General features: G+C 44.5%; 27 protein-coding genes and 1 riboswitch. Of the genes, 22 read left to right on the forward strand and 5 right to left on the reverse strand.

Annotation, left to right across the window (positions count from 1 at the left end; translation table 11 throughout):
• Positions 1–8: 8 nt before the first annotated feature.
• From ICE88_RS04565 to ICE88_RS04605, 9 genes are all read left to right on the forward strand, one after another.
• Positions 9–1091 (forward strand): GTP-binding protein, encoded by a 1083-nt coding sequence (locus ICE88_RS04565; protein ID WP_216251858.1) that lies wholly within the window; start codon positions 9–11, stop codon positions 1089–1091.
• 150 nt (positions 1092–1241) lie between these two features.
• Positions 1242–1658, forward strand: a complete 417-nt coding sequence (gene dksA / locus ICE88_RS04570) for an RNA polymerase-binding protein DksA (RefSeq protein ID WP_089514906.1) — start codon at positions 1242–1244, stop codon at positions 1656–1658.
• A gap of 117 nt (positions 1659–1775) precedes the next feature.
• Positions 1776–2678 carry an acetylglutamate kinase gene (gene argB / locus ICE88_RS04575; RefSeq protein ID WP_216249905.1) on the forward strand — a complete coding sequence of 301 codons (903 nt, stop codon included), beginning with the start codon at positions 1776–1778 and terminating at the stop codon, positions 2676–2678.
• 16 nt (positions 2679–2694) lie between these two features.
• Positions 2695–3384 (forward strand): pyrimidine 5'-nucleotidase, encoded by a 690-nt coding sequence (locus ICE88_RS04580; RefSeq protein ID WP_216249907.1) that lies wholly within the window; start codon positions 2695–2697, stop codon positions 3382–3384.
• Positions 3381–4037: a nucleoid occlusion factor SlmA gene (slmA, locus tag ICE88_RS04585; protein ID WP_216249909.1), complete on the forward strand. Its 657-nt coding sequence runs from the start codon at positions 3381–3383 to the stop codon at positions 4035–4037. The genes ICE88_RS04580 and slmA overlap by 4 nt, the downstream gene beginning before the upstream one ends.
• Positions 4034–5176 (forward strand): homoserine O-acetyltransferase, encoded by a 1143-nt coding sequence (locus ICE88_RS04590; protein WP_216249911.1) that lies wholly within the window; start codon positions 4034–4036, stop codon positions 5174–5176. The genes slmA and ICE88_RS04590 overlap by 4 nt, the downstream gene beginning before the upstream one ends.
• A complete protein-coding gene (metW, locus tag ICE88_RS04595; protein WP_216249912.1) occupies positions 5173–5757 on the forward strand; it encodes a methionine biosynthesis protein MetW in 585 nt (194 codons plus the stop codon). Before ICE88_RS04590 ends, metW begins: the two co-directional genes overlap by 4 nt.
• Entirely contained in the window at positions 5726–6985 is a 1260-nt protein-coding gene (locus tag ICE88_RS04600) for an AmpG family muropeptide MFS transporter (RefSeq protein WP_216249916.1), read from the forward strand. The genes metW and ICE88_RS04600 overlap by 32 nt, the downstream gene beginning before the upstream one ends.
• The gene (locus tag ICE88_RS04605; protein ID WP_370624451.1) at positions 6978–7856 is read left to right on the forward strand and encodes a M48 family metallopeptidase; all 879 of its coding nucleotides are present in this window, start codon (positions 6978–6980) and stop codon (positions 7854–7856) included. Before ICE88_RS04600 ends, ICE88_RS04605 begins: the two co-directional genes overlap by 8 nt.
• A 3-nt stretch (positions 7857–7859) precedes the next feature.
• Here ICE88_RS04605 and ICE88_RS04610 read toward each other — a convergent pair whose 3' ends face one another.
• Complete coding sequence (locus ICE88_RS04610) at positions 7860–8639, reverse strand: exodeoxyribonuclease III (protein ID WP_216249919.1); 780 nt, start codon at positions 8637–8639, stop codon at positions 7860–7862.
• Positions 8640–8646: 7 nt separating this feature from the next.
• Here ICE88_RS04610 and pyrE point away from each other — a divergent pair, with 7 nt between their 5' ends.
• The gene (gene pyrE / locus ICE88_RS04615) at positions 8647–9318 is read left to right on the forward strand and encodes an orotate phosphoribosyltransferase (protein ID WP_216249923.1); all 672 of its coding nucleotides are present in this window, start codon (positions 8647–8649) and stop codon (positions 9316–9318) included.
• 27 nt (positions 9319–9345) lie between these two features.
• Here pyrE and dapF read toward each other — a convergent pair whose 3' ends face one another.
• Complete coding sequence (gene dapF / locus ICE88_RS04620) at positions 9346–10221, reverse strand: diaminopimelate epimerase (RefSeq protein WP_255535215.1); 876 nt, start codon at positions 10219–10221, stop codon at positions 9346–9348.
• A gap of 165 nt (positions 10222–10386) precedes the next feature.
• Between dapF and metK the strand changes: the two genes are divergently transcribed.
• From metK to metF, 3 genes are all read left to right on the forward strand, one after another.
• Positions 10387–11553 (forward strand): methionine adenosyltransferase, encoded by a 1167-nt coding sequence (metK, locus tag ICE88_RS04625; RefSeq protein ID WP_216249926.1) that lies wholly within the window; start codon positions 10387–10389, stop codon positions 11551–11553.
• 9 nt (positions 11554–11562) lie between these two features.
• Positions 11563–11661, forward strand: a riboswitch (S-adenosyl-L-homocysteine riboswitch).
• Positions 11662–11731: 70 nt separating this feature from the next.
• Positions 11732–13171 carry an adenosylhomocysteinase gene (ahcY, locus tag ICE88_RS04630; RefSeq protein ID WP_216249929.1) on the forward strand — a complete coding sequence of 480 codons (1440 nt, stop codon included), beginning with the start codon at positions 11732–11734 and terminating at the stop codon, positions 13169–13171.
• A 14-nt stretch (positions 13172–13185) separates the two neighbouring features.
• Entirely contained in the window at positions 13186–14028 is an 843-nt protein-coding gene (metF, locus tag ICE88_RS04635; RefSeq protein WP_216249931.1) for a methylenetetrahydrofolate reductase [NAD(P)H], read from the forward strand.
• A 7-nt stretch (positions 14029–14035) separates the two neighbouring features.
• Here the strand turns inward: metF and ICE88_RS04640 are convergent, their stop codons facing one another.
• Positions 14036–14602 carry a 5-formyltetrahydrofolate cyclo-ligase gene (locus ICE88_RS04640; protein WP_216249934.1) on the reverse strand — a complete coding sequence of 189 codons (567 nt, stop codon included), beginning with the start codon at positions 14600–14602 and terminating at the stop codon, positions 14036–14038.
• 41 nt (positions 14603–14643) lie between these two features.
• Between ICE88_RS04640 and ICE88_RS04645 the strand changes: the two genes are divergently transcribed.
• The 3 genes from ICE88_RS04645 to ICE88_RS08635 are packed head-to-tail and all read left to right on the forward strand — an operon-like array spanning position 14644 to position 18607.
• Positions 14644–16596: a lytic transglycosylase domain-containing protein gene (locus ICE88_RS04645; RefSeq protein ID WP_216249936.1), complete on the forward strand. Its 1953-nt coding sequence runs from the start codon at positions 14644–14646 to the stop codon at positions 16594–16596.
• Positions 16593–17510, forward strand: coding sequence for a complex I NDUFA9 subunit family protein (locus tag ICE88_RS04650; protein WP_255535216.1), 918 nt, complete (start codon positions 16593–16595; stop codon positions 17508–17510). Before ICE88_RS04645 ends, ICE88_RS04650 begins: the two co-directional genes overlap by 4 nt.
• The gene (locus ICE88_RS08635; protein WP_216249939.1) at positions 17507–18607 is read left to right on the forward strand and encodes a polynucleotide adenylyltransferase; all 1101 of its coding nucleotides are present in this window, start codon (positions 17507–17509) and stop codon (positions 18605–18607) included. Before ICE88_RS04650 ends, ICE88_RS08635 begins: the two co-directional genes overlap by 4 nt.
• A 26-nt stretch (positions 18608–18633) precedes the next feature.
• Here the strand turns inward: ICE88_RS08635 and ICE88_RS04660 are convergent, their stop codons facing one another.
• Positions 18634–19821 (reverse strand): class I SAM-dependent methyltransferase, encoded by a 1188-nt coding sequence (locus ICE88_RS04660; RefSeq protein WP_216249941.1) that lies wholly within the window; start codon positions 19819–19821, stop codon positions 18634–18636.
• Between ICE88_RS04660 and ICE88_RS04665 the strand changes: the two genes are divergently transcribed.
• The 3 genes from ICE88_RS04665 to ttcA are packed head-to-tail and all read left to right on the forward strand — an operon-like array spanning position 19820 to position 21891.
• Positions 19820–20647, forward strand: coding sequence for an SDR family oxidoreductase (locus ICE88_RS04665; protein ID WP_370624452.1), 828 nt, complete (start codon positions 19820–19822; stop codon positions 20645–20647). The genes ICE88_RS04660 and ICE88_RS04665 overlap by 2 nt on opposite strands.
• A gap of 3 nt (positions 20648–20650) precedes the next feature.
• Entirely contained in the window at positions 20651–21043 is a 393-nt protein-coding gene (locus ICE88_RS04670) for a dihydroneopterin aldolase (protein WP_215290483.1), read from the forward strand.
• Complete coding sequence (gene ttcA / locus ICE88_RS04675; RefSeq protein ID WP_216249949.1) at positions 21040–21891, forward strand: tRNA 2-thiocytidine(32) synthetase TtcA; 852 nt, start codon at positions 21040–21042, stop codon at positions 21889–21891. The genes ICE88_RS04670 and ttcA overlap by 4 nt, the downstream gene beginning before the upstream one ends.
• Here ttcA and ICE88_RS04680 read toward each other — a convergent pair.
• A complete protein-coding gene (locus ICE88_RS04680; RefSeq protein WP_216249952.1) occupies positions 21839–22756 on the reverse strand; it encodes a DUF6279 family lipoprotein in 918 nt (305 codons plus the stop codon). The two genes, ttcA and ICE88_RS04680, sit on opposite strands and share 53 nt — an antisense overlap.
• A 13-nt stretch (positions 22757–22769) precedes the next feature.
• Here ICE88_RS04680 and glmU point away from each other — a divergent pair, with 13 nt between their 5' ends.
• The 3 genes from glmU to ICE88_RS04695 are packed head-to-tail and all read left to right on the forward strand — an operon-like array spanning position 22770 to position 26425.
• A complete protein-coding gene (gene glmU / locus ICE88_RS04685) occupies positions 22770–24137 on the forward strand; it encodes a bifunctional UDP-N-acetylglucosamine diphosphorylase/glucosamine-1-phosphate N-acetyltransferase GlmU (protein WP_216249955.1) in 1368 nt (455 codons plus the stop codon).
• 42 nt (positions 24138–24179) lie between these two features.
• Positions 24180–26000: a glutamine--fructose-6-phosphate transaminase (isomerizing) gene (glmS, locus tag ICE88_RS04690; protein ID WP_216249958.1), complete on the forward strand. Its 1821-nt coding sequence runs from the start codon at positions 24180–24182 to the stop codon at positions 25998–26000.
• Positions 25997–26425 (forward strand): PIN domain-containing protein, encoded by a 429-nt coding sequence (locus ICE88_RS04695; protein WP_216249960.1) that lies wholly within the window; start codon positions 25997–25999, stop codon positions 26423–26425. Before glmS ends, ICE88_RS04695 begins: the two co-directional genes overlap by 4 nt.
• Positions 26426–26534: the final 109 nt, after the last annotated feature.

Genomic DNA, 26534 nt, shown 5'->3' on the forward strand with positions numbered 1-26534 from the left:
AGGATGCAATCATGGCTTTGATACCAGTAACAATTCTTTCCGGTTTTTTGGGTAGTGGCAAGACAACTTTGCTCAAACATATTCTTCATGAAAATCATGGCAAAAAAATTGCCGTGATTGAAAACGAGTTCGGTGAAGAGAATATTGATAATGACATTTTGATTCAGGACAGTGATGAGCAAATTGTTCAGATGAGCAATGGTTGTGTTTGCTGCACCATCCGCGGTGACTTGGTCAAAGCGCTGAATGATTTATTCGAGTCTCGTAAAGACAAGAAGATTTCTTTTGATCGCGTGGTGATTGAAACCACGGGTGTCGCTAATCCTGGCCCTGTTGCTCAAACATTTTTCATGGATGATGAGATTGCCAGCCACTACATTTTGGATGCCGTTGTGACCTTGGTTGATGCCAAGCACGGCAACCAACAATTGGACCAACATGAAGAAGCGCAACAGCAAGTTGGTTTTGCTGACAGAATTTTTATCACCAAAACAGATTTGGTCGATGCAAAAGCGGTTGATCAGTTAAAACATCGATTGATGCACATGAATCCTCGTGCGCCAATCACAGGGATTACTCAGGGAACTGTGTCTTTGGATCAGGTCTTGGATTTGCGCGGCTTTAATTTGAATGACAAGTTGGATATTGACCCGCATTTCTTGGAGCAAGACGACCATGATCATGCAAATTGTGGTCACGAGCATCACGAGCATGGCCCGGACTGCAACCACGGGCATGACCATCAGCATGGTCACCAGCACGCTCAACCTGTGCAATTCATGAAAAAGACCCACACAGACAAAATCCAATCCTTTGTTTTTAGAAGCGATCGCCCCTTTGATTCGCAGAAGCTTGAGGACTTTTTGGGCGGAATTTTGTCCGTGTTCGGCGCTAAGATGTTGAGATATAAAGGTGTTTTGTACATCAAGGGCGGTGCACGTAAAGTCATCATTCAGGGTGTTCATGAAATGATGGGCTCCGATATGGGTGCTCCTTGGGGTAAAGATAAAAAAGAAACCAGGATGGTTTTCATTGGAATTGACCTACCTAAAGACGTTTTATTGGGTGGTCTTGAAACATGTTTGGTGTAATCTTTATAGATTAGAGTAGAATCCGCGCCCTGAGCTCTTATAAATTTGAATGGCATTGTGGCGTAATAAATGACTCGTAAAGAGCTTGTAAAGAGACAACAAGAGTTTTAAATTAAGCGAAGTAAGAACAAAGTCCCGAAAGGACAAGAGATGAGCAAGAAAGCATTAACAGAAGCAGATATCGTAAAAATGCCTGAAAAGGATTATATGAATGCTGCTCAATTAGAATTTTTCAAAGCAAAGTTATTGGCTTTGAAGGCAGACCTTTTGCTGCACGCTAACGAAACCACTGAGCATCTACGTGAAAACGTTTTGGTTCCTGATCCAGCAGATCGTGCCACGATTGAAGAAGAGCATGCTTTGGAATTGCGCACACGTGATCGCGAGCGCAAGCTTCTCAAAAAAGTAGAGCAATCTTTGTTGAGCATTGAATCAGGTGACTATGGTTGGTGTGAAGAAACTGGTGAGCCAATTGGCATCCCGCGTTTATTGGCACGTCCAACAGCCAATCTATCTTTAGAGGCACAAGAGCGCCGCGAACTGCGCCAAAAGTTATTTGGTAATTAACCCAGCTACTGGTGTTTAAGGCCAGTAGATTGCGTAAAAAGGCGGCTTTAGGCCGCCTTTTTACATAATTGAATAAAAATTCTAGCCAAGCATGGCAACTGATCTTACAATCCGCGCATGAGCACACCACTAGCTGAACTTAAAGACGTTTCCCCTGCAGTCAAAGCCGAGGTTTTGGCACAGGCTTTGCCGTACATTAAGAAGTACCACGGTAAAACCATTGTTATCAAATACGGCGGAAACGCTATGACTGAGGATCGTCTAAAAGAAGGTTTTGCTCGCGACGTGATTTTGTTGAAATTGGTGGGCATGAATCCTGTAGTGGTGCACGGCGGTGGCCCGCAAATTGATGATGCTTTGAAAAAAGTTGGCAAAGCTGGAACTTTTATTCAGGGCATGCGTGTGACCGATGAAGAAACCATGGAAGTCGTGGAGTGGGTTCTTGGCGGCGAAGTGCAACAAGACATCGTGATGTTGATCAATCATTTTGGCGGGCAGGCAGTTGGCTTGACTGGTAAAGATGGTGGCTTGATTCATGCGCGCAAAATGATGATCCCAAACAAAGAAAAGCCAGGCGAGATGCTAGACATTGGCTTTGTTGGTGAAATTGATTCGATCAACCCGGCCGTTGTAAAAGCCTTGCAAGATGACGCCTTCATTCCAGTGATCTCACCAATTGGTTTTGGTGAAGATGGTCAGGCGTACAACATCAATGCTGACTTGGTGGCAGGCAAGATGGCTGAGATTCTGAAAGCCGAGAAATTGGTCATGATGACCAATATTCCTGGTGTGATGGATAAGAGCGGTAATTTGTTGACTGATTTAACTGCCAGAGAAATTGACGCCTTGTTTGCGGACGGCACAATTTCTGGCGGTATGTTGCCAAAGATTTCTTCTGCTTTAGATGCTGCTAAGAGTGGTGTTAATTCAGTGCACATCATTGATGGTCGAATCGAACACTCCTTGCTTTTGGAAATTCTGACCGAGCAAGCTTTTGGTACGATGATCCGATCTCATTGAGCTAATTGAGATTGGCATGCGCCAACCTTTATGGTTATTTGATTTAGATAACACCTTGCACGATGCATCAAGTGCAATTTTTCCTTCTATCAATCATGCAATGACGAGCTATGTGGCTCGTCATTTAAATTTAGATACCCAAGCTGCCAGTCAATTAAGAGACCATTACTGGCGCATGTATGGCGCAACATTGTTGGGCTTGGTCAAACATCATGCGGTTGATCCACACCATTTTTTGCGTGAAACCCACCTCTTTAACGAAGTCAGCGGCAAGCATTTGCAAGATCTTTCAGGAATGGTTCGTGGTGAAAAAGGTCTTCGGCAGATATTGAATCGTTTGCCTGGTGAAAAAATCATACTCACCAATGCCCCAAAATCTTACGCATTGAAGGTTTTGAAGGAGCTGGGCCTCATGGGTTGTTTCAAAGCGGTAGAGGCCATCGAAGATATGGAGCTTCATCAACAATGGCGACCCAAACCCGATCACTTGATGCTCAAAAGACTCTTAAATAAGTACCGATGCGCTCCTCAAAGAGCTATTTTGGTGGATGACACATTGGGTCATTTGCTAGAGTACTCAAAATTGGGCATAAAGACCGTATGGTTTAAAAGACATGTTAGGGCTTACACTCAAAATCGAGGAAGCGTGTCTCTGGAAGTACAATCAATGCATCACTTATTTAAAAGTTGGCAAAAACTCAAATGAACTCACCATTTAATCAAATGCCCATCTCTGACGAAGCCGAGAGCGCAGCCTCAGCACCAGTTCGTAAACGCCCTCGTCCAGGCGAGCGAAAAATACAAATTTTGCAAGTATTGGCAGAAATGTTAGAAAGCCCAAAGGGTGATCGCGTGACCACTGCTGCCTTGGCTGCAAAATTAGAGGTCTCTGAAGCAGCTTTGTACCGACATTTTGCTAGCAAAGCCCAGATGTTTGAGGGGCTGATTGCCTTTATTGAGCAAACCATTTTTGGTTTGATCAATCAAATCACAGAGCGTGAAGAAGCGGGCGATCGCCAAGCTCAAGAAATTTTGATGTTGTTATTGGGTTTTGGTGAAAAGAATCCAGGAATGATTCGGGTTTTATTGGGTGATGCTTTATGGCTTGAAGATGAGCGTTTGCAAGAAAGAATTTTGCAGATTTTTGAACGCATTGAATCTTCATTGAAACAATCTTTGCGCATTGCTCAAACTCAGGGTCGTTTGACACAGTCTTCAGATGGTCAAGAGGTGAGCGCCAGAGCAGCCATGATGATGAGCTATGTGGTTGGTCGCTGGCATCGTTACGCAAGAAGTGGCTTTAAGAAGTCACCGACTGAATTTAACGAGTTACCAATGAGAGTTTTATTCTCAGCATGAGTTTAGGGCTTGTAACGCCTCAAGTACTTAATTTTGCAACACCATTGAAGTTGCAAAGTGGGGCAAGTATTGCTGATTACAACTTGGTGGTTGAAACATACGGGCAGTTAAATGCTCAAAAAAGTAATGCCATTCTGATTTGTCATGCATTAAATGCTTCTCACCATGTGGCTGGCGTCAGTGCAAGCGACCCCAATGATGTGGGTTGGTGGGACAACATGGTTGGCCCTGGCAAGCCTGTAGATACAAATCGATTTTTTGTGATTGGCGTAAATAATCTGGGCTCATGTTTTGGTTCTACTGGGCCGATGAGTTTGAATCCAGAAACAGGTAAGCCATACGGCGCATCGTTCCCGGTTGTGACGGTTGAGGATTGGGTGAATGCTCAGGCACGCGTGGCCGATCATTTTCAAATTGAGAAATTTGCTGCAGTGATGGGCGGCAGCCTTGGCGGCATGCAGGCCATGGCTTGGAGCATGATGTATCCAAAGCGTATTGGTCACTGCATTGTGATTGCATCAACCCCTAAATTATCAGCACAAAATATTGCTTTCAATGAAGTGGCTCGCAGTGCGATTCTGAGCGACCCAGATTTTCATGGAGGCGATTACTACGCCCATGATGTCAAGCCACGCCGTGGCTTGAGAGTGGCGCGCATGATTGGCCATATCACTTATTTGTCGGACGATGACATGGCTGAAAAATTTGGTCGTGAATTAAGACGTGCCGATGGTGATTCTGATGAATACAACTTTAATTTTGATGTTGAGTTTGAGGTTGAAAGTTATTTGAGATATCAAGGCGAGAAGTTTGCAGATTATTTTGACGCAAATACTTATCTGTTGATCACTCGCGCTTTGGATTATTTTGATCCTGCAAAATCATTTGCTAACAATCTCAGCGCAGCCATGAAAAATATTGCCGCTAAGTTTTTGGTGGTGAGTTTCACAACCGATTGGCGCTTTGCGCCAGAGCGCAGTCGTGAAATTGTTAAAGCATTGTTGGACAACAAGTTGGATGTCACTTATGGCGAGATTGATGCGCCTCATGGCCATGACGCCTTTTTGTTAGAAGACCCTCGATATCACAACTTGGTTAGAGCCTACTTTGAGCAAATTGCCCAGGAGCTTCAATCATGATGCGTTCAGATTTTGCCGCGATCGCGAAGTGGGTAGAGCCCGGCTCTCAGGTGTTAGACGTTGGCTGTGGTGATGGCAGCTTATTGCACCACTTAAAAGAAGCCAAGCAAGCCCATGTGTATGGTGTTGAGTTGGCTGATGACAAGGTTTTGGCTTGTGCGCAAAAAGGTTTGAATGTTATCCAGCAGGATCTTGAGGGTGGTTTGGCTTTGTTTGAAGATCAAAGTTTTGACAAAGTGATCCTCTCGCAAACATTGCAAACGATTCATCAAACTGCCAGGATCTTGAGTGAAATTGCCAGGGTCGGAAAAGAATGCGTTGTTTCATTCCCTAACTTTGGCCATTGGTCGCACCGCTCAGCAGTTTTATTGGGTAGGATGCCCGTTTCTAAGTCGCTGCCATACCAATGGTACGACACGCCCAACGTCAGAGTTTTAACGATTGCTGATTTTGAAGCTTTAGCACCAGCGGTTGGTCTTGAATTACTTGATCGCGTGGTTTTCCATGACGGACAGTCGGTGGAATTTTTGCCTAACCTAAGGGGAAGTCTTGCAGTCTATCGTGCACGTCGGGCCAAGTAGAACCAAAGCATTACTTGTTTGTATTTTTCTAGGGTTCTCTAGTGGACTGCCTTTATTCATTCTTTATAACTTGCTTTCAGCATGGTTAAAAAGTGAGGGCGTCGATTTAAAAGCAATTGGTTTGTTTGCCTTGGTCGGCATGCCCTACACGTGGAAGTTCTTGTGGGCTCCTGCGATGGATAGATTCAAGTTACCATTTTTGGGACGTCGCCGCGGCTGGATGGTCGTGACACAAATTGCTGTGATGTTGGCTGTGATCTTGATGGGTCAATTCAATCCAAGTACCGAAATTTGGATCGTGGTTTTTTTAGCATCTATTGTTGCTTTTTTCTCCGCAAGCCAAGACATCGTGGTCGATGCTCATCGACGCGAGTGGTTGACCGAAGGTCAAATGGGTTCTGGTACAGCGCTCTTTGTGAATGCTTATAAGTTGTCAACACTGGTGCCTGGATCACTGTCATTGATTTTGTCAGACATCATCACTTGGGACTGGGTGTTTTTTATCACCGGCTTATTCATGCTCCCAGGTATTTTGACAACGCTGTTGGTGTCAGAGCCAAGAGAGTACGGCCCTCCGCCACTAACCATGAGAGAGGCAGTGATTGAGCCTTTTAAGGAATTCATTCATCGCTCTGGCTGGAAGCACGCAGCTTTAATTTTGTTATTTATTTTTCTTTATAAGCTTGGTGACTCCATGGCAAGCGCCTTGGCTACGCCGTTTTATATTGAACTTGGTTTTACCCGAACCGAGATTGGCATCGTTGCCAAGAATGCAGGTCTTTGGGCCAGCATCCTAGGAGGAATCCTTGGCGCTTATTGGATGTTAAAAACAGGCGTCAATAAAGGCTTGTGGATTTTTGGTGTGTTGCAAGCGGTGGCTACTTTTGGTTTTGTTGTGCTTGCTCAATCAGGTCCTGATTTGTGGGTCTTGTCATGGGTGATTGGTTTTGAGGCAATCACGGCAGGCCTTGGAACAGCGGCATTCACCGCCTATCTTGCCTTAGAAACCAATCCACGTTTCACGGCCACTCAGTTTGCTTTGTTCACGAGCTTATCAGCGGTGCCGCGAACTTTTATCAATGCATTGACTGGTTACATTGTTGAATTTACTGGATGGACTAATTTCTTTATCATTTGCGTTGTGTTGGCATTGCCTGGTTTGATGTTGTTGCCTAAGATTGCACCATGGGGCGAAGAAAAAAAATCTCCATTTGAAAAAAGTGCGTGATCAGATGACTGTGTTGCTTTCTTCTAATTTCAAAAGATACCTTTTATTTTCTCTGATTACTTTATTGGGGGCATGCAGTAGTTCCTCAAGGGTCGGCCCGACGGATGGCGTGAGAGTAGGCGATAGCTCGAGTCTCAAAGAAATGGTTCCTGCCAGTCAATTAGAAGCTTCAGCGACTAGACAATACAACTCCATGAAGCAAAAGGCCTCTCAAAAAAATGCCTTGGCACCTGACAATCATCCACAGGTCATTCGTTTGCGTGCGATTTCAAAAAAGATATTGCCGCATGCCTATGCATGGAATCCAGAATCTCAGGCTTGGAAGTGGGAAGTTAATTTGTTCATTTCTGATGAGGTGAATGCATTTTGTATGCCCGGCGGAAAGATTGCTTTTTATACCGGCATCATAGAAAAGTTGAAGTTAAATGATGACGAAGTGGCTACTGTGATGGGCCATGAAATTGCCCATGCTTTGCGTGAGCATGCCAGAGACAGAATCGCTAAAGCGCAGTTGAGTAATTTGGGTGCGAGTGTTTTGTCTTCAGCATTGGGCTTGGGCAATCTTGGTGGTCAAGCCTTGGGGCAGGGTCTACAAATCTTGGGCTTGAGTTTTTCAAGAGCTGATGAAAGAGATGCTGACTTGGTTGGTATGGACATTGCTGCTAGGGCTGGCTACGATCCGCGCGCAGGAATTTCTTTGTGGCAAAAGATGGGGCAGCTTTCAAAAGACAAACAACCAGAGTGGCTCTCGACTCATCCATCGGGTGACAGTCGAATTTATGAAATACAAAAAAATATCAACGAGGCTTTATTTTTGTATGCGCGGGCCAAAAATACGACCATTGATAAATTGCCCAATTACAAGCCTTAAAACCTATACACCTTCATAGTCAATGATCAGTGGGGCGTGGTCAGAGAATCTTTCGGCTTTATAAATTTCGACGCGCTGCGCTTTCTTGGCAATCCCAGGCGTTGCGATTTGGTAATCAATTCTCCATCCCACATTTTTTGCGTAAGCTTGACCTCTTTGACTCCACCATGTGTAGCATTCGTCTTCGGTGTTGGGGTGTAGGAATCGGTACACATCCATGAAGCCTGCCTCACCGAAAAGATGGGTCATCCATTCGCGCTCTTCTGGAGTGAAGCCAGAGTTTTTTAGATTACCTTTCCAATTCTTTAAATCAATTTCTTTGTGAGCGATATTGATGTCACCACAAAGAACAATTTCTAGACCTTCTGATTTCAGTTTTTTAATGTGAGGCATGAACAAATCAAGAAATCTGAATTTGGCTTCTTGGCGCTCGGGGGCGCTCGAACCCGAAGGAAAATAAGCGGAAATAACAATTAGATTGCCAAATCTTGCTTCAACATAGCGACCTTCGGCATCAAACTCTCCGTCATCAAACCCAATTTTGATACTGTCAGGCGCTTTTTTTGAATAAAGCCCAACGCCGCTATAGCCTTTTTTGTTGGCATATTGAAAAAAGCCATGATAGCCATTGGGGCTCATCAAAGCGCTGTCTAAATCGGCTTCCTGAGCCTTAAGCTCTTGAATACAAAGGATGTCAGGGCTTTGAGTATTGACCCACTCAAAGAAACCTTTTTTAGCTGCTGAACGAATACCATTGAGGTTGGCGGTAATGATGCGTAACATCTCGGTTATGACTTCCAATCAAGAAAACTTTAAAAACGAATTTATCCATTTTGCCTTAGATGCCAAAGTGTTAGCTTTTGGCGAATTTAAAACAAAAGCGGGTCGATTATCTCCTTACTTTTTTAATGCCGGTGGTTTCAATGATGGCGCACTCCTCAAAGCTTTGGGTGAGTTTTATGCCAAAGCATTGATTGACTCAGGCGTTCAGTTTGATATGTTGTTTGGCCCTGCCTATAAAGGTATTACTTTGGCGGCCACCACTGCTGTTGCCTTGGCTGGCATGGGACGCCCAGTACCGTTTTGTTTTAATCGCAAAGAAGCCAAAGATCATGGCGAAGGTGGCACTTTGGTGGGTGCACCTTTAAAAGGTCGAGTGGTGATCATTGATGACGTGATTTCTGCAGGCACTTCGGTGCGTGAATCAGTCGATATCATTCGCCACGCAGGTGCAAACCCTGCAGCTGTTCTGATTGCTTTAGATCGCATGGAAAGAGCTGGCACGGCTACTGAGATCGCTGATAGCTCAGCCGTTCAAAACGTAGAAAAAGAATTTGGTATGCCAGTGGTATCTATTGCAAATCTAGCAAGCTTGATGAGTTTTTTAGAGTCAAGCCAAAGCAAAGAGTTGCAACAGTATTTGCCAGCCGTGAAGGCCTACCGAGATCGCTACGGCGTTTAAAGTCAAGGATGACCTTTAGTCTGACGCTCAGTCGAGAGTGATCTCGCCTTCAAAAACAGTTTGAGCGGGCCCGGTCATCATGACCGGATGTTGCATCGATAAAGCGCTGTCCCACGCAATGCTCAGATCTCCGCCGCGTGTATGAACAGTCACTGGAGAGTCTAGGTGACCTCTCAAAATGCCAGACACAACCGCTGCGCAAGCACCAGTTCCGCAGGCCAAGGTTTCTCCTGAACCTCTCTCGAACACTCGTAGTTTGATTTCGTGGCGATTTTGAATTTGCATGAAGCCAGCATTCACCTTTTTCGGAAATGCCAAATGTGTTTCTATCTGCGGGCCATCTTTTGCAACGGGTGCAGTATCAAGATCTTGCACAATTTGCACAGCGTGTGGATTGCCCATCGAGATGGCATTGATCCACACTGCATGATCAGAAAGTTCAAGTTGGTATAAGTTCGTCTTGCCTTCAACTTTTTCTTGAAGGTTTGAAGAGTTAAAAGGAATCGCTTCATTCATCAATATGGGGGCGCCCATATTGACCGTTACTTGACCGTCGTCATTTTCAGTCAGAGACAGGATGGTGTGAGCCACTTGCACTTTGACTGTTTTGTTCTTGGTCAAACCTTTTTCTCTCACAAAGCGGACAAAGCAACGAGACCCATTACCGCATTGCTCGACTTCACCGCCATCAGAGTTAAATATTCTGTAGCGAAATTCTGCTTCAGCCACGGTGGGCTTTTCTACCAAAAGGATTTGATCGGCACCAATGCCAAATTGACGATGGGCAAGTCTTGCCCACTGCTCTTTGGTGATGCCAGAAAGGTCCTGAGATATGCCATTTAAGACAATGAAATCATTGCCTGCGCCATGCATTTTGGTGAAGCGTAATCTTGTGCTCGTCATAGGGGTAAATATACAGGTTTGCCATCAAAAGTGAGAATGTTATAGAATTAAGGCTATTCGCCGAGTTAAGACAACTTGCGGGGCGAATTCAAAATATCCGCTAAAGCGTCGCCGCACTTAGTAATACTCGGCACGTGTTGTCGCTTATTTAACTAAGGAGCATTCATGGCGAACAATTATTTCTTTACCTCAGAGTCAGTTTCTGAAGGCCACCCAGATAAAGTATCTGACCAAATTTCTGATGCAATTCTTGATGCCATTTTGGCCCAAGACCCAACTGCACGTGTAGCTGCAGAGACTCTTTGCAATACCGGCTTGGTTGTTCTTGCAGGTGAAATCACCACAACCGCCAACGTTGATTACATCCACGTCGCACGAGACACCATTCGTCAAATTGGTTACGACAATACTGAGTACGGTATTGATTACAAAGGCTGCGCAGTGTTGGTAGCTTATGACAAGCAAAGCCCAGACATCGCTCAGGGCGTTGATAAAGCTCATGATGACGGTCTTGATCAAGGTGCTGGTGACCAAGGTTTGATGTTTGGTTATGCGGTTGATGAAACCCCAGAATTAATGCCTTTACCAATTCATTTGTCACACCGCTTAGTGGAGCGTCAAGCTGATTTGCGTCGTGATGGTCGTTTGAATTGGTTGCGCCCAGATGCAAAGTCACAAGTGACTTTGCGTTATGTTGATGGCAAGCCAGATTCAATTGACACGATTGTTTTGTCTACTCAGCACTCTCCAGACATTTCTTTAGAGAAGCTTCGAGAAGCCGTGATTGAAGAAATCATCAAGCCGGTGCTTCCAAAAGAATTGATCAAGGGTGAAATCAAGTACTTGGTGAACCCAACAGGTCGTTTTGTGATCGGTGGCCCGCAAGGCGATTGCGGTTTGACAGGACGCAAAATCATTGTTGATACATACGGTGGTGCAGCCCCTCACGGCGGCGGCGCTTTCTCAGGCAAAGACCCATCGAAAGTGGATCGTTCAGCTGCCTATGCGGGTCGTTATGTGGCTAAAAACATCGTGGCCGCTGGTTTGGCCAGCAAGTGTTTGGTGCAGATCTCATATGCGATTGGTGTGGCTCAGCCAACGTCTGTGATGGTCAGCACCTATGGCACAGGCAAGATTTCAGATGAGAAGATTGCTGAGTTAGTGCGTACTCACTTTGATTTAAGACCAAAGGGCATCGTAAAGATGTTGAATTTATTGCGCCCAATCTACCGCAAAACAGCTGCTTACGGTCACTTTGGCCGTGAAGAGCCTGAGTTCACTTGGGAAGCCACAGACAAGGCTGCAGCCTTAAGGGCCGCTGCTGGTTTATAATTTTGCAAAATCTCTAAGGAGCGTTGCGAGGTGCTTAAGTCTCTAAAGTCTTAAACACCCTAGGCTTAGAGGAAGGCCCCAGGCCTTTAGCAACGACGCTCGCTAACCTGTGAAGTGATTGGTTGGCGGGCTTTTTTTATTTGCCCTCCATGATCTTCCTTACTAGCTTGGAGTGGATATGAACAAACCTACTGATTTAAACGTGCTTAAAGATTGCGCCATCGCCGATATTTCATTGGCTGATTGGGGTCGCAAAGAAATCATCATTGCCGAAACTGAAATGCCTGGCTTGATGGCGATTCGTGAAGAGTTTTCTGCTAGCCAGCCTTTGCGCGGTGCTCGCATCACTGGCTCTTTACACATGACAATCCAAACAGCTGTTTTGATTGAAACATTGGAAGCTCTTGGTGCTGAAGTGCGCTGGGCGTCTTGCAATATTTTTTCAACACAAGATCACGCAGCCGCTGCGATTGCTGCAAACGGCACACCAGTGTTTGCGATCAAAGGCGAAACGCTTGAGCAATATTGGGAATTCACACACCGTATTTTTGAATGGCAAGATGGCGGCTATTCAAACATGATTTTGGATGACGGCGGCGATGCCACCATGTTGTTGCATTTGGGTACAAAAGCTGAAAAAGATTTGTCAGTATTGAACAACCCAACGAGCGAAGAAGAAACAGTGTTGTTTGCTTCAATCAAAGCCAAATTAAAAATTGACCCAACTTGGTATTCAGTTCGTCTTGAGAAAGTAAAGGGCGTGACAGAGGAAACCACAACAGGTGTGCATCGTTTGTATCAAATGCACGCCAAGGGTGAATTAAAGTTCCCAGCGATCAACGTGAATGACTCAGTGACTAAGAGCAAGTTTGATAACTTGTATGGTTGCCGCGAGTCATTGGTAGACGGTATCAAGCGCGCCACAGACGTGATGATTGCGGGTAAGGTGGCTGTGGTTGCTGGTTATGGCGACGTGGGTAAGGGTTCAGCACAAGCTTTGCGTGCCTTGTCAGCTCAGGTTTGGGTGACAGAAGTTGATCCAATTTGCGCACTTCAGGCAGCCATGGAAGGCTACCGTGTTGTGACCATGGACTACGCTGCAGATAAGGCAGACATCTTTGTTACTGCAACAGGTAACTACCATGTCATCACTCATGACCATATGGCAAAAATGAAAGACCAAGCCATCGTTTGTAACATTGGTCACTTTGACAATGAAATTGATATCGCTGGTGTTGAGAAGTACAAGTGGGAAGAGATCAAGCCACAAGTGGACCACGTGATTTTCCCGGCAAGCAATGGCCAACCAGAAAAGCGCATCATCATTTTGGCAAAAGGTCGCTTGGTTAACTTGGGCTGCGGTACAGGTCACCCGTCTTATGTAATGAGCTCATCGTTTGCCAACCAAACGATTGCTCAAATCGAGTTATGGCAATCTGCTGGCACCACTAAGTATCCAGTGGGCGTGTACACATTGCCTAAGCACCTTGATGAGAAAGTGGCTCGTTTGCAATTGAAGAAACTGAACGCTCAGTTAACTGAATTGTCAGAACAACAAGCTAACTACATCAACGTGAAAAAAGAAGGCCCTTACAAGCCTGAAACATACCGTTATTAAAAACGTGATCAGGAATGAATGACATGGAATTAAGCCTTGAGTTTTTCCCACCAAAAACAGAAGAGGGAGCTGCCAAGCTTCGCTCTGTTAGAGAGCAGTTATCCGCAGCGCTTAAACCAACATTTATTTCTGTAACGTTTGGTGCAGGTGGTTCAACACAAGACGGCACTTTGTCGACCGTCAAAGAAATCCATGAGGCAGGCCAAGAGGCCGCGCCTCATCTTTCTTGTGTCGGAAGTTCAAAAGAAAAGATTCGTGAACTTCTAAAACAATACAAAGACATCGGTATTCGTCGCATCGTTGCTTTGCGTGGAGATTTGCCTTCTGGCATGGGTCAATACGGAGAGTTTCACCATGCTGAAGAGCTGGTCAGATTTATTCGCTCAGAGACTGATAGCCATTTCCATATCGAAGTAGCAGCTTATCCAGAGATGCATCCTCAGGCCAAATCAATGAGTGATGACATCTTGATGTTTGCTAATAAGATGAAGGCGGGTGCAGACTCAGCCATCACCCAATACTTTTTCAACAGTGATGCTTATTTCAGATTTGTGGACGAGGCCTACAAGTTGGGCGTTGATCAACCGATAGTTCCAGGCATCATGCCAATCACCAACAGCACTCAGCTATTGCGTTTCTCTGATGCTTGTGGCGCAGAGATCCCCCGCTGGATTCGTTTGCGTCTACAGTCATTTGGTGACGACTCTGCATCCATCAAGTCATTTGGTTTGGATGTGGTGACGGACTTGTGTGATCAATTGCGTGTTGCGGGTGTTCCAGGCTTGCATTTCTACAGCCTGAATCAGGCCGAAACGACTTTGGCAATCGCCAAGAATTTGGATTTGTTGAAGGCTTGATCGAACTTTAAACAACAATCATCAAGTCGAGTGCTTGATCATGACTTTGAGGGCGCCATGCGCCCTCTTTTACTTCCAAAGCTTTATATCCCACACCAACCGTTTTAACAGGATGTTTATTTCTTTTGAATTCAGCAATGGTTCGATCGTAATACCCACCGCCATAACCAATTCGCCAAAACTGATCATTTTGTGCTGACCATCCAAGGCAAGGAATGATGAGCAGGTCTGGTTCGATCTTGGAGCTGAATGAATCAAGTAAAGGTTCATTGATGTTTTGAGGGCCTTTGACCAGAGTGGTGTCTTGATTCCACTCACCAAAGATCAATGGCTCGTTGAGTTTCACAATCGGAAGCGCTAATTTTTTCTTGGGATTTTTGGAGCACCAATCGAGTGCCAGAGGACGCAGGTCAAATTCGCTCTTGATCGGCCAATAAATACCCACACAGTTGGCATCGGTTTCATTTAAGAACTGAGTTATTTTGCTTTCAAGTTCGTCGCGCAGACTCGAATCTTGATGAAGATCGAGTCTCTTGGCGAGTAATTCTTGTCTTAAATGATTTAAAGTTTTCACAAGCTATTCAAAAGTAGAAAAAATAAGGCATGATTAGGGCTATGCTACAACGAAAAACCACAAAATTGATAAATAAACACGTGCTACTGAGTTTGGTGCTCATCGCTTTTGCATCAACTTCTGCAGAGCTTGGCTATGCTCAAAAAAATCAAGCATCGACCAAGAAGAAATCGTCTGACATCAGTTTAACTTCTGATGACAAAATTTTTCTTGAATTAAGAGAAGCCTCTAAAAATAATGAAGCGACCAAGGCCAGAGATTTGGGTCAAAAGTTGTCAAATTATGAGGTCACTGATTACGTTTCATATTTTCAAATTAAACCCCGTCTATTTGATAAAGGCGGCGCTCCCAGAGCTGAAACAAATGCTGATGATGCAGTCGACCAGTTCTTAAAAAAATACGCAGGCACTGCACTTTCTGACAGGTTGAGAAATGATTGGCTCTTGGTATTAGGTAAACGCAAAGACTGGTCTAATTTTGATCGTGAATATGCGCAGTTTGTTTTGGACGATGACACTCAGGTGAAGTGTTACGCGCTTCAGTCAAGATTTGCCAAGGGTGAGCCAGTGAATGTGCTTGCCGCCGAAGTTAAAAATATCTTGTTGGACTCTCGGTATTTTGGTGATGCTTGTCCAGACCTCGTGAACTCGATATACAAGGCCAATGGATTTTCAAAATACGAAGTGGCCACATTTTCAAGAATGGCTATAGAGAACAATCTTGAAACTTTGGCCAATCGATTCGATGTAGCTGATCCGATGGCAGATATTGTCAGAAATGCTAGAAAATCGCCTGAAACAGCTTTCCGAGAGTTTGATAAAAAGGCGTGGCGCACAAGCAAAGAAAACACTGTGGCTGCCTGGGCCAGTATTGGACAGTATTTGGCCAAAAAGTTAGATCCCAATGCAATGAAAGCATTCAAGCTACAGCATGAACTTGGGCATCATCATTTGATGACACCGGAAACCCAAGAGTGGAAGGTCAGGGCTGCATTGCGTGAAGGTGATTGGCGAATGGTCAAAGAAACGATTGATCATATGACGCCATCCGTCAGGAAGCGCGATCCAGCTTGGACCTATTGGCATGCCAGAGCACAAAAAGAATTGGGTGATGAATCTTTGGCAAAAGAAAGTTTGCAAGCCTTGGCTGATCAATACCATTTTTATGGACAGTTGGCCAGAGAAGACTTGGGCATGAAAATTTATGTTCCAAAGCGTGTGGCAGCTGAAGAAGGTTTGGTCAAACAGATGTCATCGAATAAAGCTTTTGCAAGAGCCGTGCGCTTTTATGACATGGGTCTTCGCTTTGAGGGTAATAGAGAGTGGAATTGGGAATTGCGTGGTCTCAGCGATAAACAATTGATTGCAGTGGCTGAGCACGCTAAGCGCATTGGTTTATATGATCGGGCAGTTAACACGGCCGATCGAACAAAGTTGGAGCATGATTTTAGTTTGCGCTACCCAACCCCATTCAAAGAGTCTCTTGCTCCAATAGCTGGATCAATTGGATTGGATACCAACTGGGCTTATGGTTTGATTCGTCAGGAGTCACGTTTCATCATGAACGCACGCTCACATGTCGGAGCCTCTGGCTTGATGCAAGTGATGCCAGCCACTGCTAAGTACGTGGCAAAAAAAATTGGCATGAATAGCTTTAAGCCATCTCAATTAGATGACATGAAAGTTAACTTGACCTTGGGCAGTAATTATTTGAATATGGTTTTGCAGGATTTGGATGGTTCATGGGCCTTGGCATCTGCCGCCTATAACGCTGGCCCTGGAAGACCAAAAATGTGGCGTGAAAAATTACCTAGAGCGGTTGAGGGCGCCATTTTTGCAGAAACAATTCCTTTCAATGAAACCAGGGGATATGTCAAAAATGTTTTAGCCAACGCCAGCTATTACACAGCCATGTCTGGCAATAAAACGCCATCGCTTAAACAAAATCTTGGGATGGTTTCCCCTAAAGCATCTGTATTGTCGGAATTGCCATGATGAACGAAGCAAAAATATTATTAATAGGTGGCAGTGGTTTCATTGGCCAGAAAATAGCCAGTGGATTGAGTGCGCTTGGCCACACAGTTTTATTGCCAACCCGCAAAGCTGCATATGCCAAAGAGTTGTGGGTTTTGCCCAAGCTTCAAGTGCTTGAAGCAAACATTCATGACCCAGTTGTGTTGGCTGATTTGTGCCAACGTTTAGGGCCCGATGGAGTGGTGATTAATTTGGTCGGCGTGTTGCATGACAAAACCGGAATACCTTACGGCCCAGGATTTCTAAAAAATCACGTTGAGTTAACTAAAAAAATTATTGCTGCAATGACAGCGGCAAATTTAAAGCGTTACATTCACATGAGTGCTTTGGGCGCAAGTAGCTCAGGCTCATCGATGTATCAGCGCAGCAAAGGTGATGCAGAAAACTTGGTGAAAGCCAGTGATTTGGATTGGACAATTTTTAGGCCGTCTGTGGTGTTTGGTGAAAAAGATAAATTCATCAACCTTTTTGCCTCTTTGCAAAAGTTCGCCCCAGTTTTACCTTTGGGCGGTGCAGGCGTTAAATTTCAGCCAGTGTATGTGTCTGATGTTGCGCAAGCGTTTGTGAAATCAATTTCAATGTCAGAAACGATTGGCCGAGTATTTGATTTGGCCGGACCTCGTGTGTATACCTTGGCTGAGTTGGTTAATTTTGCTGGCATGGTGGGCGGTAGAAAAAGTATTGTCATTCCTTTGCCAAAACCATTGGCCTATTTGCAGGCTGGTTTATTAGAAATGATGCCAGGACCAACCTTGATGTCTCGAGATAATTTGGCTTCTATGAGCGAAGACAATGTGTTGCCAGCGGGGGCTGAAAATGCTTTGGAAAAAGTGTTTAGCATCAACCCTCAAGCATTGGATGTGTTGATCAAGTGAAGATTTATGTTGTTGGGGGCGCCATCAGAGATCAGTTGCTGGGATTGCCGGTAAAGGATCTTGATTACGTTGTTGTCGGCGCAACGCCAGAGCAAATGCTCGCACTGGGGTACACACCTGTTGGGCAAGACTTCCCAGTATTTTTACATCCCATCACACATGCAGAATATGCCTTGGCCAGAACCGAGAGAAAAGTTTCGTCAGGCTACAAGGGCTTTGTGTTTCATGCAGACCCAGAGGTGACCTTAGAGCAAGATTTGGCAAGACGTGATTTAACCATCAATGCAATGGCCAAAGAGGCTGATGAGAATGGCCAACCGGTTGGCAATCTGATTGATCCCTATGGAGGCCAAAAAGATATCAAAGATAAATTATTTAGACATATCGGCCCAGCTTTTAGTGAAGACCCGGTACGTTTATTGCGCATCGCAAGATTTGCTGCTCGTTTTTCTGATTTTTCAATAGAGTCATCTACGCTCAAATTACTCAAAGAGATTCATTTGAGTGGCGAGTTAAACGCATTGGTCAAAGAAAGAGTTTGGCAAGAAATTTCTAGAGGATTGATGTCTGAGAAGCCATCTAGGATGTTGCAAGTATTGCTTGAGATGGGTGTTTTTGAATTATTTTTCCCAAAACTAAATCCAACAAATTCATCTTTATTGAACGATATTGATTTGGCAGCGAAACACCAATTGAATTTATCCCAGCGTTGCGCGGTTTTGTTATCAAGTTTAAGTATTGAAGACATCAATGCTTGGGCAGCATTGTGGGGCATTCCAGTGGAGTGTCGCGATCACGCTGTGCTTGTTCGTGAATTACAGATGGGTTTGCAGTCAGCAACTCTTGAGCCTCGCAGGCTATTAGATTTATTAAATCGTGTAGATGTTTGGAGAAAGCCGGAACGATTTGATGAGCTTGTTGCAGCGGCTGATTTATTAGGACTTCCTACAAAGCAGTTGATCAATTCATACGACTGCGCAAAAAAAGTAGATATTGCACAGATTGTTCAAGAGGTTGGTGAGCAAGGCTCGTCGACTGGAGTGAAGATCAAGCAATTGATTGAAGAGCGAAGGCTCTTGGCAATCAAAGGCAATTAAATAGGGTTGTAGAGAGTTATAAAGAATTACAAAGGTCGGGGCCTTAATCTAAACCCAGGCAAATCGCCCTCTTCAAAAGGCACGCTTTTACCAAAACACATCACTTTGAATAGCTCACCCATCTCTGCTTCTGATAATAATTTTTGAATGGCATTTGAGTGTGGCATGAATTCCGTGACATTCGATGGATCCACTTTTTCCATCAGCAATGAAGCGATGCCTGCATCTAATAAGTAGGCGGCTTGGCTTGTATATCCGAGGAGTGATAGACCTGAGCTGATACCGGTCTTTGCCATGCTCGTCCAATCAACGTGCGCCGTTAAATCGCAAAGTCCTGGGTAAAAGAATGGGTCTTGAACCGCATGATGTGCATAGTGACCCATGACAGTTCCTTGGTTGCGCTGAGAGTGATAGTACTCATGCTCAGGAAATCCATAATCAATCGTTAATATGATTCCCATGTCTAAGATCTCGGAGATGCTGTTTATCCAAGCTTTGGCATTTATATTGATTTCAGTGGTGTAACCATTTTCGAATGATTGTTGTTGCAAGCATTCTGGAAGCATTGCTTGAGGAACCTCTTTACCCAAACAATGTCTGAAGCCGATGGTATCTTTTGATGCTTCTTCAGATGATTCTTCGGCCAAAGCAACATCTTTAAACACCCACTGTTGATTTTGATAGGTGATCAATTCAATAGGCATGGCATCCAAGACTTCGTTGGCAAGGATGATTCCTGTGAAGTTTTTTGGTAATTGATTGATCCAGGTGACTTGATCAAATTGAGGGGACAGTTTTGATTGTTGACGCTCAATTAAGTCGGCCGATAAATCAAGAATGCTGTAACTATCAACTGCAATACCTTGGCGCTGTAATTCTGTCAAAATCGATTCAGCCAGGGCGCCTGTTCCGGCTCCAAATTCTAAGATTTGGACCGGTAGAATCAAGTTTTGAAGATGTTCAATGATGGGCAGCAAGGTTTGCACAATCGTTGCCCCAAATAAAGGGCTGATTTCAGGGGCTGTGGTGAAGTCCCCCTGGCTGCCAAGCTTGCGTTTACCTGCGGCGTAATAGCCCAATCCTGGCGCATACAGAGCCATTTCCATATACTTGGCAAAAGAAATTTGCCCGTTTTGAGCCTGAATTTCTTTCTGAATTAAACGAGCCAGCGTTTGACTATGAGACGCTTCTTCGATACTAGGGTTAATATCCATACCTCGCGAGTCTACAACTCTTATAAGTGATGCAGCAAAAAATATGAAAAACCCAAAAATTGCCTTAGTAACTGGAGCCGCCAAGCGCGTTGGACGCGCTATTGCAATTGGCCTAGCCAAGGACGGCTGGGATGTTGCCATTCATTATGGCAACTCCAAAGATGCTGCTGAGCAGACGGTCAAAGATATCTTGGCAACTGGGCAACGCGGAGTGGCTTTGCAGGCAGATTTATCAGATGAAGCTCAGGCTAGTCAGTTGATCAGCAGATGCTGCGATGCTTTGGGTTTGCCATCCTGTTTGGTGAACAATGCCTCTTTATTCCAATACGATGTGGCATCAAGCTTTAGCTATGCCTCTCTAGATCGCCACATGCTCACCAATGTGGCTGCACCATTGATATTGTCACGGGATCTGTACCGTCAGCATGCAAAGATTCGAGCTGCTGATGCTCGTGGTCCAAGCGGAGTGGTGATCAATTTGCTTGATCAGAAGTTAGAAAATTTGAATCCAGACTTTTTGTCTTACACCTTGTCAAAGGCAGCGCTTAATTCAGCAACCAATTTGTTGGCGCAATCCTTTGCACCTAATTTGCGGGTTGTGGGGTTGGCTCCTGGAATCACGATGGTGTCAGGTGATCAATCTGAAGATGGCTTTGCTAAAGCCCACAGCATGACTCCTTTGGAGCAATCGTCAACGCCTGATGATATTGCTGATGCAGTGATTTATTTGGCCAAAGCAAAAGCCATAACTGGTACAACTTTGTATGTTGATGGTGGGCAGCATTTACTTTCGACTAATCGTGACGTGATGTTTTTGACGGAGTAAATTATGCAAGCATTGTTATCTCACCCTCGCCTGATGGATTGCCGAAGATTGTTTCTGAGCAATTACGAGGTTTATATCAATATTGGAGTTCATGATTTTGAAAAGCGCGGAGAGCAGCGCGTTTTAATCAATGTTGATTTATTTGTACCTTTGGTAGAAAACACACCATCAAAAGATAGTCTTGATGAAGTGGTTGATTATGACTTCATGCGCCAAAGTATTTTGGAAAGAGTTTCTAAAGGGCACATCCATCTTCAAGAAACCTTGTGTGATGATGTTGCAAAAATCATGTTGGCTCATCCAAATGTGAGAGCCGTTAAAGTTTCAACTGCAAAGCCAGATGTTTACCCTGATTGCGAAGCGGTTGGTGTTGAAATTTTCCTGATCAAAGAATGAAAGATCCACGCAAAGTAGCCTACGAAGAAAATAAGCTAGACAAGAAGCTTTGTCGTCTAGCTGGGCAAGCCATCGTTGATTACAACATGATTGAAGATGGTGACAAGGTCATGGTTTGCATGTCGGGTGGTAAAGACAGCTATGCCATGCTCGATATTTTGATGAAATTAAAAGAGCGCGCTCCGATTCATTTTGATTTGGTGGCAGTTAACCTTGATCAAAACCAACCAGGCTTTCCAAAAGAAACGCTGCCGAATTATTTTAAAAAATTGGGCGTGGAGTTTCATATTGAAGACCAAGATACCTATGGCATTGTGAAGCGCGTGATTCCTGAGGGGAAAACAACTTGTGGTCTTTGCTCTCGTTTGAGACGAGGTATTTTGTACAGAGTGGCTGGTGAGCTTGGCGCAACCAAGATTGCGCTGGGGCATCACCGCGATGACATTATTGAAACTTTGCTGATGAATATGTTTCATGGCGGCAAGTTAAAAGGCATGCCACCAAAATTAAAGTCTGATGATGGCAAGCACATTGTGATCAGACCTTTGGCATATGTGCCAGAGAGTTATCTTGAAAGATATGCTGCGCAGATGGACTTTCCAATCATTCCTTGTAACTTGTGCGGCAGCCAAGAAAATCTTCAAAGAAATGCGATGAAGGCGTTGATCAAGGAATGGGAAAAGAAATACCCAGGTCGTGTAGAAAGCTTATTCAGTTCTATTCAAAATGTGGTGCCTTCACATTTAATGGATGCTACCCAGTTTGATTTTAAAGATTTAAGTCAGGATGCAAGTTCTAGCGATTCGGAAGAGCCGAACGCTTGGCAGCCAATACAGATGACTCTTTGATCAGCTCTTGAACATCTAGAGCCCAAGTTTCAACTCGTCCGCTGGCATATTTTCTTTGTTCATCATTCATGATCTGCGTGATGAACGCACTCAACTGAATTCCCAGGACATTTCTTCTTTTGCCAAATTCTTGCTGTTCTTTGCTTGTGCCGTATTCAAAGTTTTTAATGTAAGTCGCAAGTAACTCTTCAGCTTGTTGCTGATTCAATTTATTTTGATTGATTGATTTAACAATCTTAATTAAATCATTTTGACGACGCAGGCGCTCTTGATACACCATGTTCATATCAAGAGGATTGCTTTTGATGTGTTGCCTAATTTTTTCTTCCTGTTCCTTGTTGAGGCTTCCAAAAAGCCATTCGACTCGATCGATGACTTTGTCTGCGCGAACTTTATTTTGTTTTTCTAAGCTGGGTGGCAACCATTCCTTGGCGAATTTCTCATTACTCTTCTGCATTCTTTTTTGCATTGTTTCGATTTGATTGCTTTGAAGCGTCACAAAAAGTTTTGCAGCATCCGGAGTGGTTTTCTTGGCAATTTTGTAAATGAACTTCTTAAGGTCATCAGAAAATTGGCTGACTTCATCTGTGGAGAGTGGGCGATTGAGTTGACGGCGCAGTTGCTCTAGGGTTTTAGAAACATCCGTGAGCTGTTCTGTGCGATGCCACCAAAACTGTTGCTCTAAGAGTTCGCGAGTCAGAAATTCTTGGTCGGCTGTTAAGCCAATGTAATCATCAATCCACCAACGGATCAGGGTGTCGCCCTGGTTGTAAACAAACCTCACGGCACTGCATGCGGTGATCAGCAAAAAAAGGCAGCAAATGGCCGTTATTTTGATTGTTTGGAGAGGTTTGGATAAGCTCATATAATTATTATTAATGAATATCGTCATATTAGCTGCAGGACAGGGAAAGCGCATGCGGTCAACGCTGCCCAAGGTCCTCCATCCAATCGCCGGTCGGCCCATGCTTGAGCACGTGCTCACCAGCGCCAAAGCCTTGGCGGGTGATCATATGACTGTCTTGGTTCTTGGTCATGGCGGCGAATTTGTTCATGAATTCCTCTCAAAAACAGCTTTTCAAGCCAAAACAGCGCTTCAGTCGGAGCAAAAAGGCACAGGCCATGCTGTTTTGCAGGCCTGCGATCAATTATCTGATGATCCAGTAACCTTGATACTCTATGGCGATGTACCCTTGATACAAACTCAGACCCTTCAACAGTTAGCTCAGTTGGCTGAGTCTGGTGGTCTTGGTTTGTTGACTCAAAACATGCCAAACCCAACCGGCTATGGCCGCATTTTGCGCAATCAAGACGGCGATGTATCTGGCATTGTTGAAGAAAAAGATGCCAGCGCGGAGATTCGCCAAATCACTGAAATTAATACTGGCTTCATGGCGTTGCCAACAGAAAAATTAAAAGGTTGGCTAAAGCAACTCAAGCCAAACAATGCGCAGGGCGAGTATTACTTGACGGACGTGATTGCTTTAGCGGTTGCTGAAGGTGTTCCGGTTTATACAACTCAAGCCAGCAATGAATGGGAAACCGTAGGCGTTAATAGTCGTGCTCAGCTTGCTGACTTGGAGCGCGTTTGGCAGAGAGAATTAGCCAATCGTTTATTAGAGTCAGGTGTCACACTGTTAGATCCCTCTCGAATAGATATTCGTGGAGAACTTCAATGCGGTACTGATGTCCAAATTGATATCGGTTGCGTCTTTGAAGGAAAGGTCGTCCTTGGTTCAGGTGTTTCTGTTGGTCCGCATTGCGTGATCAAAGATGCAGTGATTGATGCCAACGTTAAGATTCAAGCGTTCACTCATATTGACCAAGCAACAGTTGGCGCTGGCAGTGTGATCGGACCTTATGCCAGATTGCGCCCGGGCACGGCACTTGCCGAAGAAGTTCATGTGGGCAACTTTGTTGAAATCAAAAACAGCGAGGTAGGTGCAGGGAGTAAAGCCAATCATTTGGCCTATGTGGGCGATGCCACTATTGGTAAAAAAGTAAACATTGGCGCTGGCACCATCACTTGTAACTACGATGGTGTGAACAAGCACCGCACGATTATTGAAGACGAAGCATTCATTGGCTCAGATACTCAGCTTGTGGCCCCGGTTACCGTTGGTAAAGGTGCCACCTTAGGTGCTGGAACAACATTGACTAAAGATGCGCCTGCCAATCAATTGACAGTCACAAGGGTGAAGCAAGTTTCATTGAATTGGCAAAGGCCAACAAAAAAATCAAAGTAAATACTTTTTAAAGTATTGGCAAGTAAGGGAACAGGAAAAATCATGTGCGGGATTGTTGGTGCAGTTTCTAAAAAAAATGTCGTCAATATTTTGGTTGAAGGCCTGCGTCGACTTGAGTATCGTGGCTACGATTCCTGTGGCTTTGCTTTATTAAGCGGTCAAGAGTTGGTGCGCGCTCGCACCACTGCAAGGGTTGCTGATTTGGCTGATCAAGGTCAGTCGATGTCGGGCAATGTTGGTATTGCACACACACGATGGGCAACGCACGGTAAACCAGACACTGTTAATGCTCACCCACATTTTTCCGGCGATTTAATTGGCTTGGTGCACAACGGCATCATTGAAAATTATGAAAGCTTGCGCGAAGAATTAAAGGCCGCGGGTTATGTGTTTGTTTCTCAAACAGACACCGAAGTAATTGCGCATTTGATTCATCAAACATACATCAAAATGCCTGCGCGAGATTTAGCAAAAGCTGTGCGTGCAGTTGTGCCAAAGTTACACGGGGCTTATGCCATCGCTGTGATTGCTAAAGACGCACCTGGCTTATTGGTGGGTGCAAGAGTAGGCTCACCATTGGTGGTGGCTTATGGTGATCAAGAAAATTTCTTAGCTTCAGACGCATTGGCCGTATCTGATCATGCGAGCATGATGGCGTATTTAGAAGAAGGTGACATTGCTGTTTTAACGACAGATCAAGTCATCATCACTGATGTATCTGGCAAAGTTCAGGAGCGAATTAAAAAGCCTGTGCCAACCCAAAGTGCTGAGGTTGATTTGGGACCTTATCAACACTACATGCAAAAAGAAATTTTTGAGCAGCCAAGAGCTGTTGCAGACACTTTAGGTCACGCAGAGTCTGCCGATTTGAGTTTGTTCGCCGCTAAACAGGTTGATTGGAAAAATATCGACAGTGTTTTGATTTTGGCGTGTGGCACCAGTTATTACGCAGCGAGCACTGCTAAATATTGGATTGAAGATGTCGCAGGCATTTCAACTCAAGTTGAAATTGCCAGTGAATACAGGTATCGCAAAACAGTGCCAAACCCTCGTTCATTGGTTGTGGTGGTGTCTCAATCAGGAGAAACGGCTGACACGTTGGCAGCATTAAGACATGCTCAATCCTTGGGTCATCAAGAGACTCTAGCGGTTTGCAATGTGGCAACCAGCGCCATGGTTAGAGAAACAAAGTATCAGTTCTTAACGCATGCTGGAACAGAGATCGGTGTGGCTTCAACCAAAGCTTTCACAACCCAATTAGTTGGTTTGTATTTGTTGGCTTTAACGTTAGCGAAAAACAAAAACTGTTTAAGTGTTGAGCAAGAGCGCAATGCCTTCAATCACTTGCGTCATTTGCCTTCAGCGATTCATGCGGTGCTGGCCCTTGAGCCGCAAATCATTGCTTGGAGTGAAATTTTTGCTCAATGTGAAAACGCTTTATTTTTAGGGCGTGGTCTTCACTATCCAATCGCACTTGAGGGTGCGCTCAAGTTAAAAGAAATTTCTTATATCCATGCAGAAGCTTATCCTGCTGGAGAGTTAAAGCATGGGCCATTGGCCTTGGTCACAGAGCAGATGCCTGTGGTCACAGTCGCACCCAATGATGCATTGTTAGAAAAGCTCAAGTCGAATATGCAAGAGGTGAAAGCGCGTGGCGGAAAGTTATTTGTTTTTGCCGATAGCGATACACAAATCCGTGCTGAAGATGGCATACATGTGATTCGTATGCCTGAGCATTATGGTGATTTATCACCTATCTTGCATGTCATCCCACTTCAATTGCTGGCGTACCACACGGCATGCGCCAGAGGCACTGATGTTGACAAGCCTCGTAATCTTGCAAAATCGGTGACGGTGGAGTGAAGCCAACCGTTGTTTTAGATACCAATATTCTTTTGGATGTTTTGGTATTTGATGATGAGCGAGCCCATCCTTTAAGAGCAGCTCTTGATGCCAAACAATTAGACGCCGTTGCCACTGAAAAAACTTTTGCAGAGTTCCTGGATGTTATCGGACGTGATCAATTTTCTTTGAATAAAGATCAGCAAAAGCTCATCAGTGAGCAATGGAAAAATTGGGCAAGAATTGTTTCTGATGATGAGCTTTGCCCGGCACCATGGAAATGTAAAGATCGAGACGATCAAGTATTCATTAATTTAGCCTACAGTCTTAGACCATCCGCTTTGATCAGCAAAGACAAGCAAGTCTTAAAGATTGCTAAACGTGCCATTAAAGAAAAAGTCACGATTACATCTGATCATCTAATTTGCATGAGCCTCTCTGAATAAATCCCTTAACTAAAGAATGGATAAGCCAGGGATTTGAATCGGCTTGAACGGCTGATTTATCAAGCAATCTCTTGACCCTAGGGTAAACACCAGTCTGTTTAAGTATTAC

It is taken from the genome of Polynucleobacter sp. AM-26B4 (assembly GCF_018882285.1).
Taxonomy (GTDB): domain Bacteria; phylum Pseudomonadota; class Gammaproteobacteria; order Burkholderiales; family Burkholderiaceae; genus Polynucleobacter.

Bases quoted from the DNA above. Each gene is read 5' to 3' on its own strand.
- ttcA (WP_216249949.1), top strand. From the start codon at position 21,040: ATGAAAGATCCACGCAAAGTAGCCTACGAAGAAAATAAGCTAGACAAG.
- metW (WP_216249912.1), top strand. From the start codon at position 5,173: ATGATGCGTTCAGATTTTGCCGCGATCGCGAAGTGGGTAGAGCCCGGC.
- ICE88_RS04610 (WP_216249919.1), bottom strand. From the start codon at position 8,639: ATGTTACGCATCATTACCGCCAACCTCAATGGTATTCGTTCAGCAGCT.
- ICE88_RS04650 (WP_255535216.1), top strand. From the start codon at position 16,593: ATGATGAACGAAGCAAAAATATTATTAATAGGTGGCAGTGGTTTCATT.
- dksA (WP_089514906.1), top strand. From the start codon at position 1,242: ATGAGCAAGAAAGCATTAACAGAAGCAGATATCGTAAAAATGCCTGAA.
- ICE88_RS04645 (WP_216249936.1), top strand. From the start codon at position 14,644: ATGCTACAACGAAAAACCACAAAATTGATAAATAAACACGTGCTACTG.
- ICE88_RS04660 (WP_216249941.1), bottom strand. From the start codon at position 19,821: ATGGATATTAACCCTAGTATCGAAGAAGCGTCTCATAGTCAAACGCTG.
- ICE88_RS04580 (WP_216249907.1), top strand. From the start codon at position 2,695: ATGCGCCAACCTTTATGGTTATTTGATTTAGATAACACCTTGCACGAT.
- dapF (WP_255535215.1), bottom strand. From the start codon at position 10,221: ATGACGAGCACAAGATTACGCTTCACCAAAATGCATGGCGCAGGCAAT.
- glmS (WP_216249958.1), top strand. From the start codon at position 24,180: ATGTGCGGGATTGTTGGTGCAGTTTCTAAAAAAAATGTCGTCAATATT.
- ICE88_RS04590 (WP_216249911.1), top strand. From the start codon at position 4,034: ATGAGTTTAGGGCTTGTAACGCCTCAAGTACTTAATTTTGCAACACCA.
- ICE88_RS04670 (WP_215290483.1), top strand. From the start codon at position 20,651: ATGCAAGCATTGTTATCTCACCCTCGCCTGATGGATTGCCGAAGATTG.
- metK (WP_216249926.1), top strand. From the start codon at position 10,387: ATGGCGAACAATTATTTCTTTACCTCAGAGTCAGTTTCTGAAGGCCAC.
- ICE88_RS04680 (WP_216249952.1), bottom strand. From the start codon at position 22,756: ATGAGCTTATCCAAACCTCTCCAAACAATCAAAATAACGGCCATTTGC.
- slmA (WP_216249909.1), top strand. From the start codon at position 3,381: ATGAACTCACCATTTAATCAAATGCCCATCTCTGACGAAGCCGAGAGC.
- ahcY (WP_216249929.1), top strand. From the start codon at position 11,732: ATGAACAAACCTACTGATTTAAACGTGCTTAAAGATTGCGCCATCGCC.
- metF (WP_216249931.1), top strand. From the start codon at position 13,186: ATGAATGACATGGAATTAAGCCTTGAGTTTTTCCCACCAAAAACAGAA.
- argB (WP_216249905.1), top strand. From the start codon at position 1,776: ATGAGCACACCACTAGCTGAACTTAAAGACGTTTCCCCTGCAGTCAAA.
- glmU (WP_216249955.1), top strand. From the start codon at position 22,770: ATGAATATCGTCATATTAGCTGCAGGACAGGGAAAGCGCATGCGGTCA.
- pyrE (WP_216249923.1), top strand. From the start codon at position 8,647: ATGACTTCCAATCAAGAAAACTTTAAAAACGAATTTATCCATTTTGCC.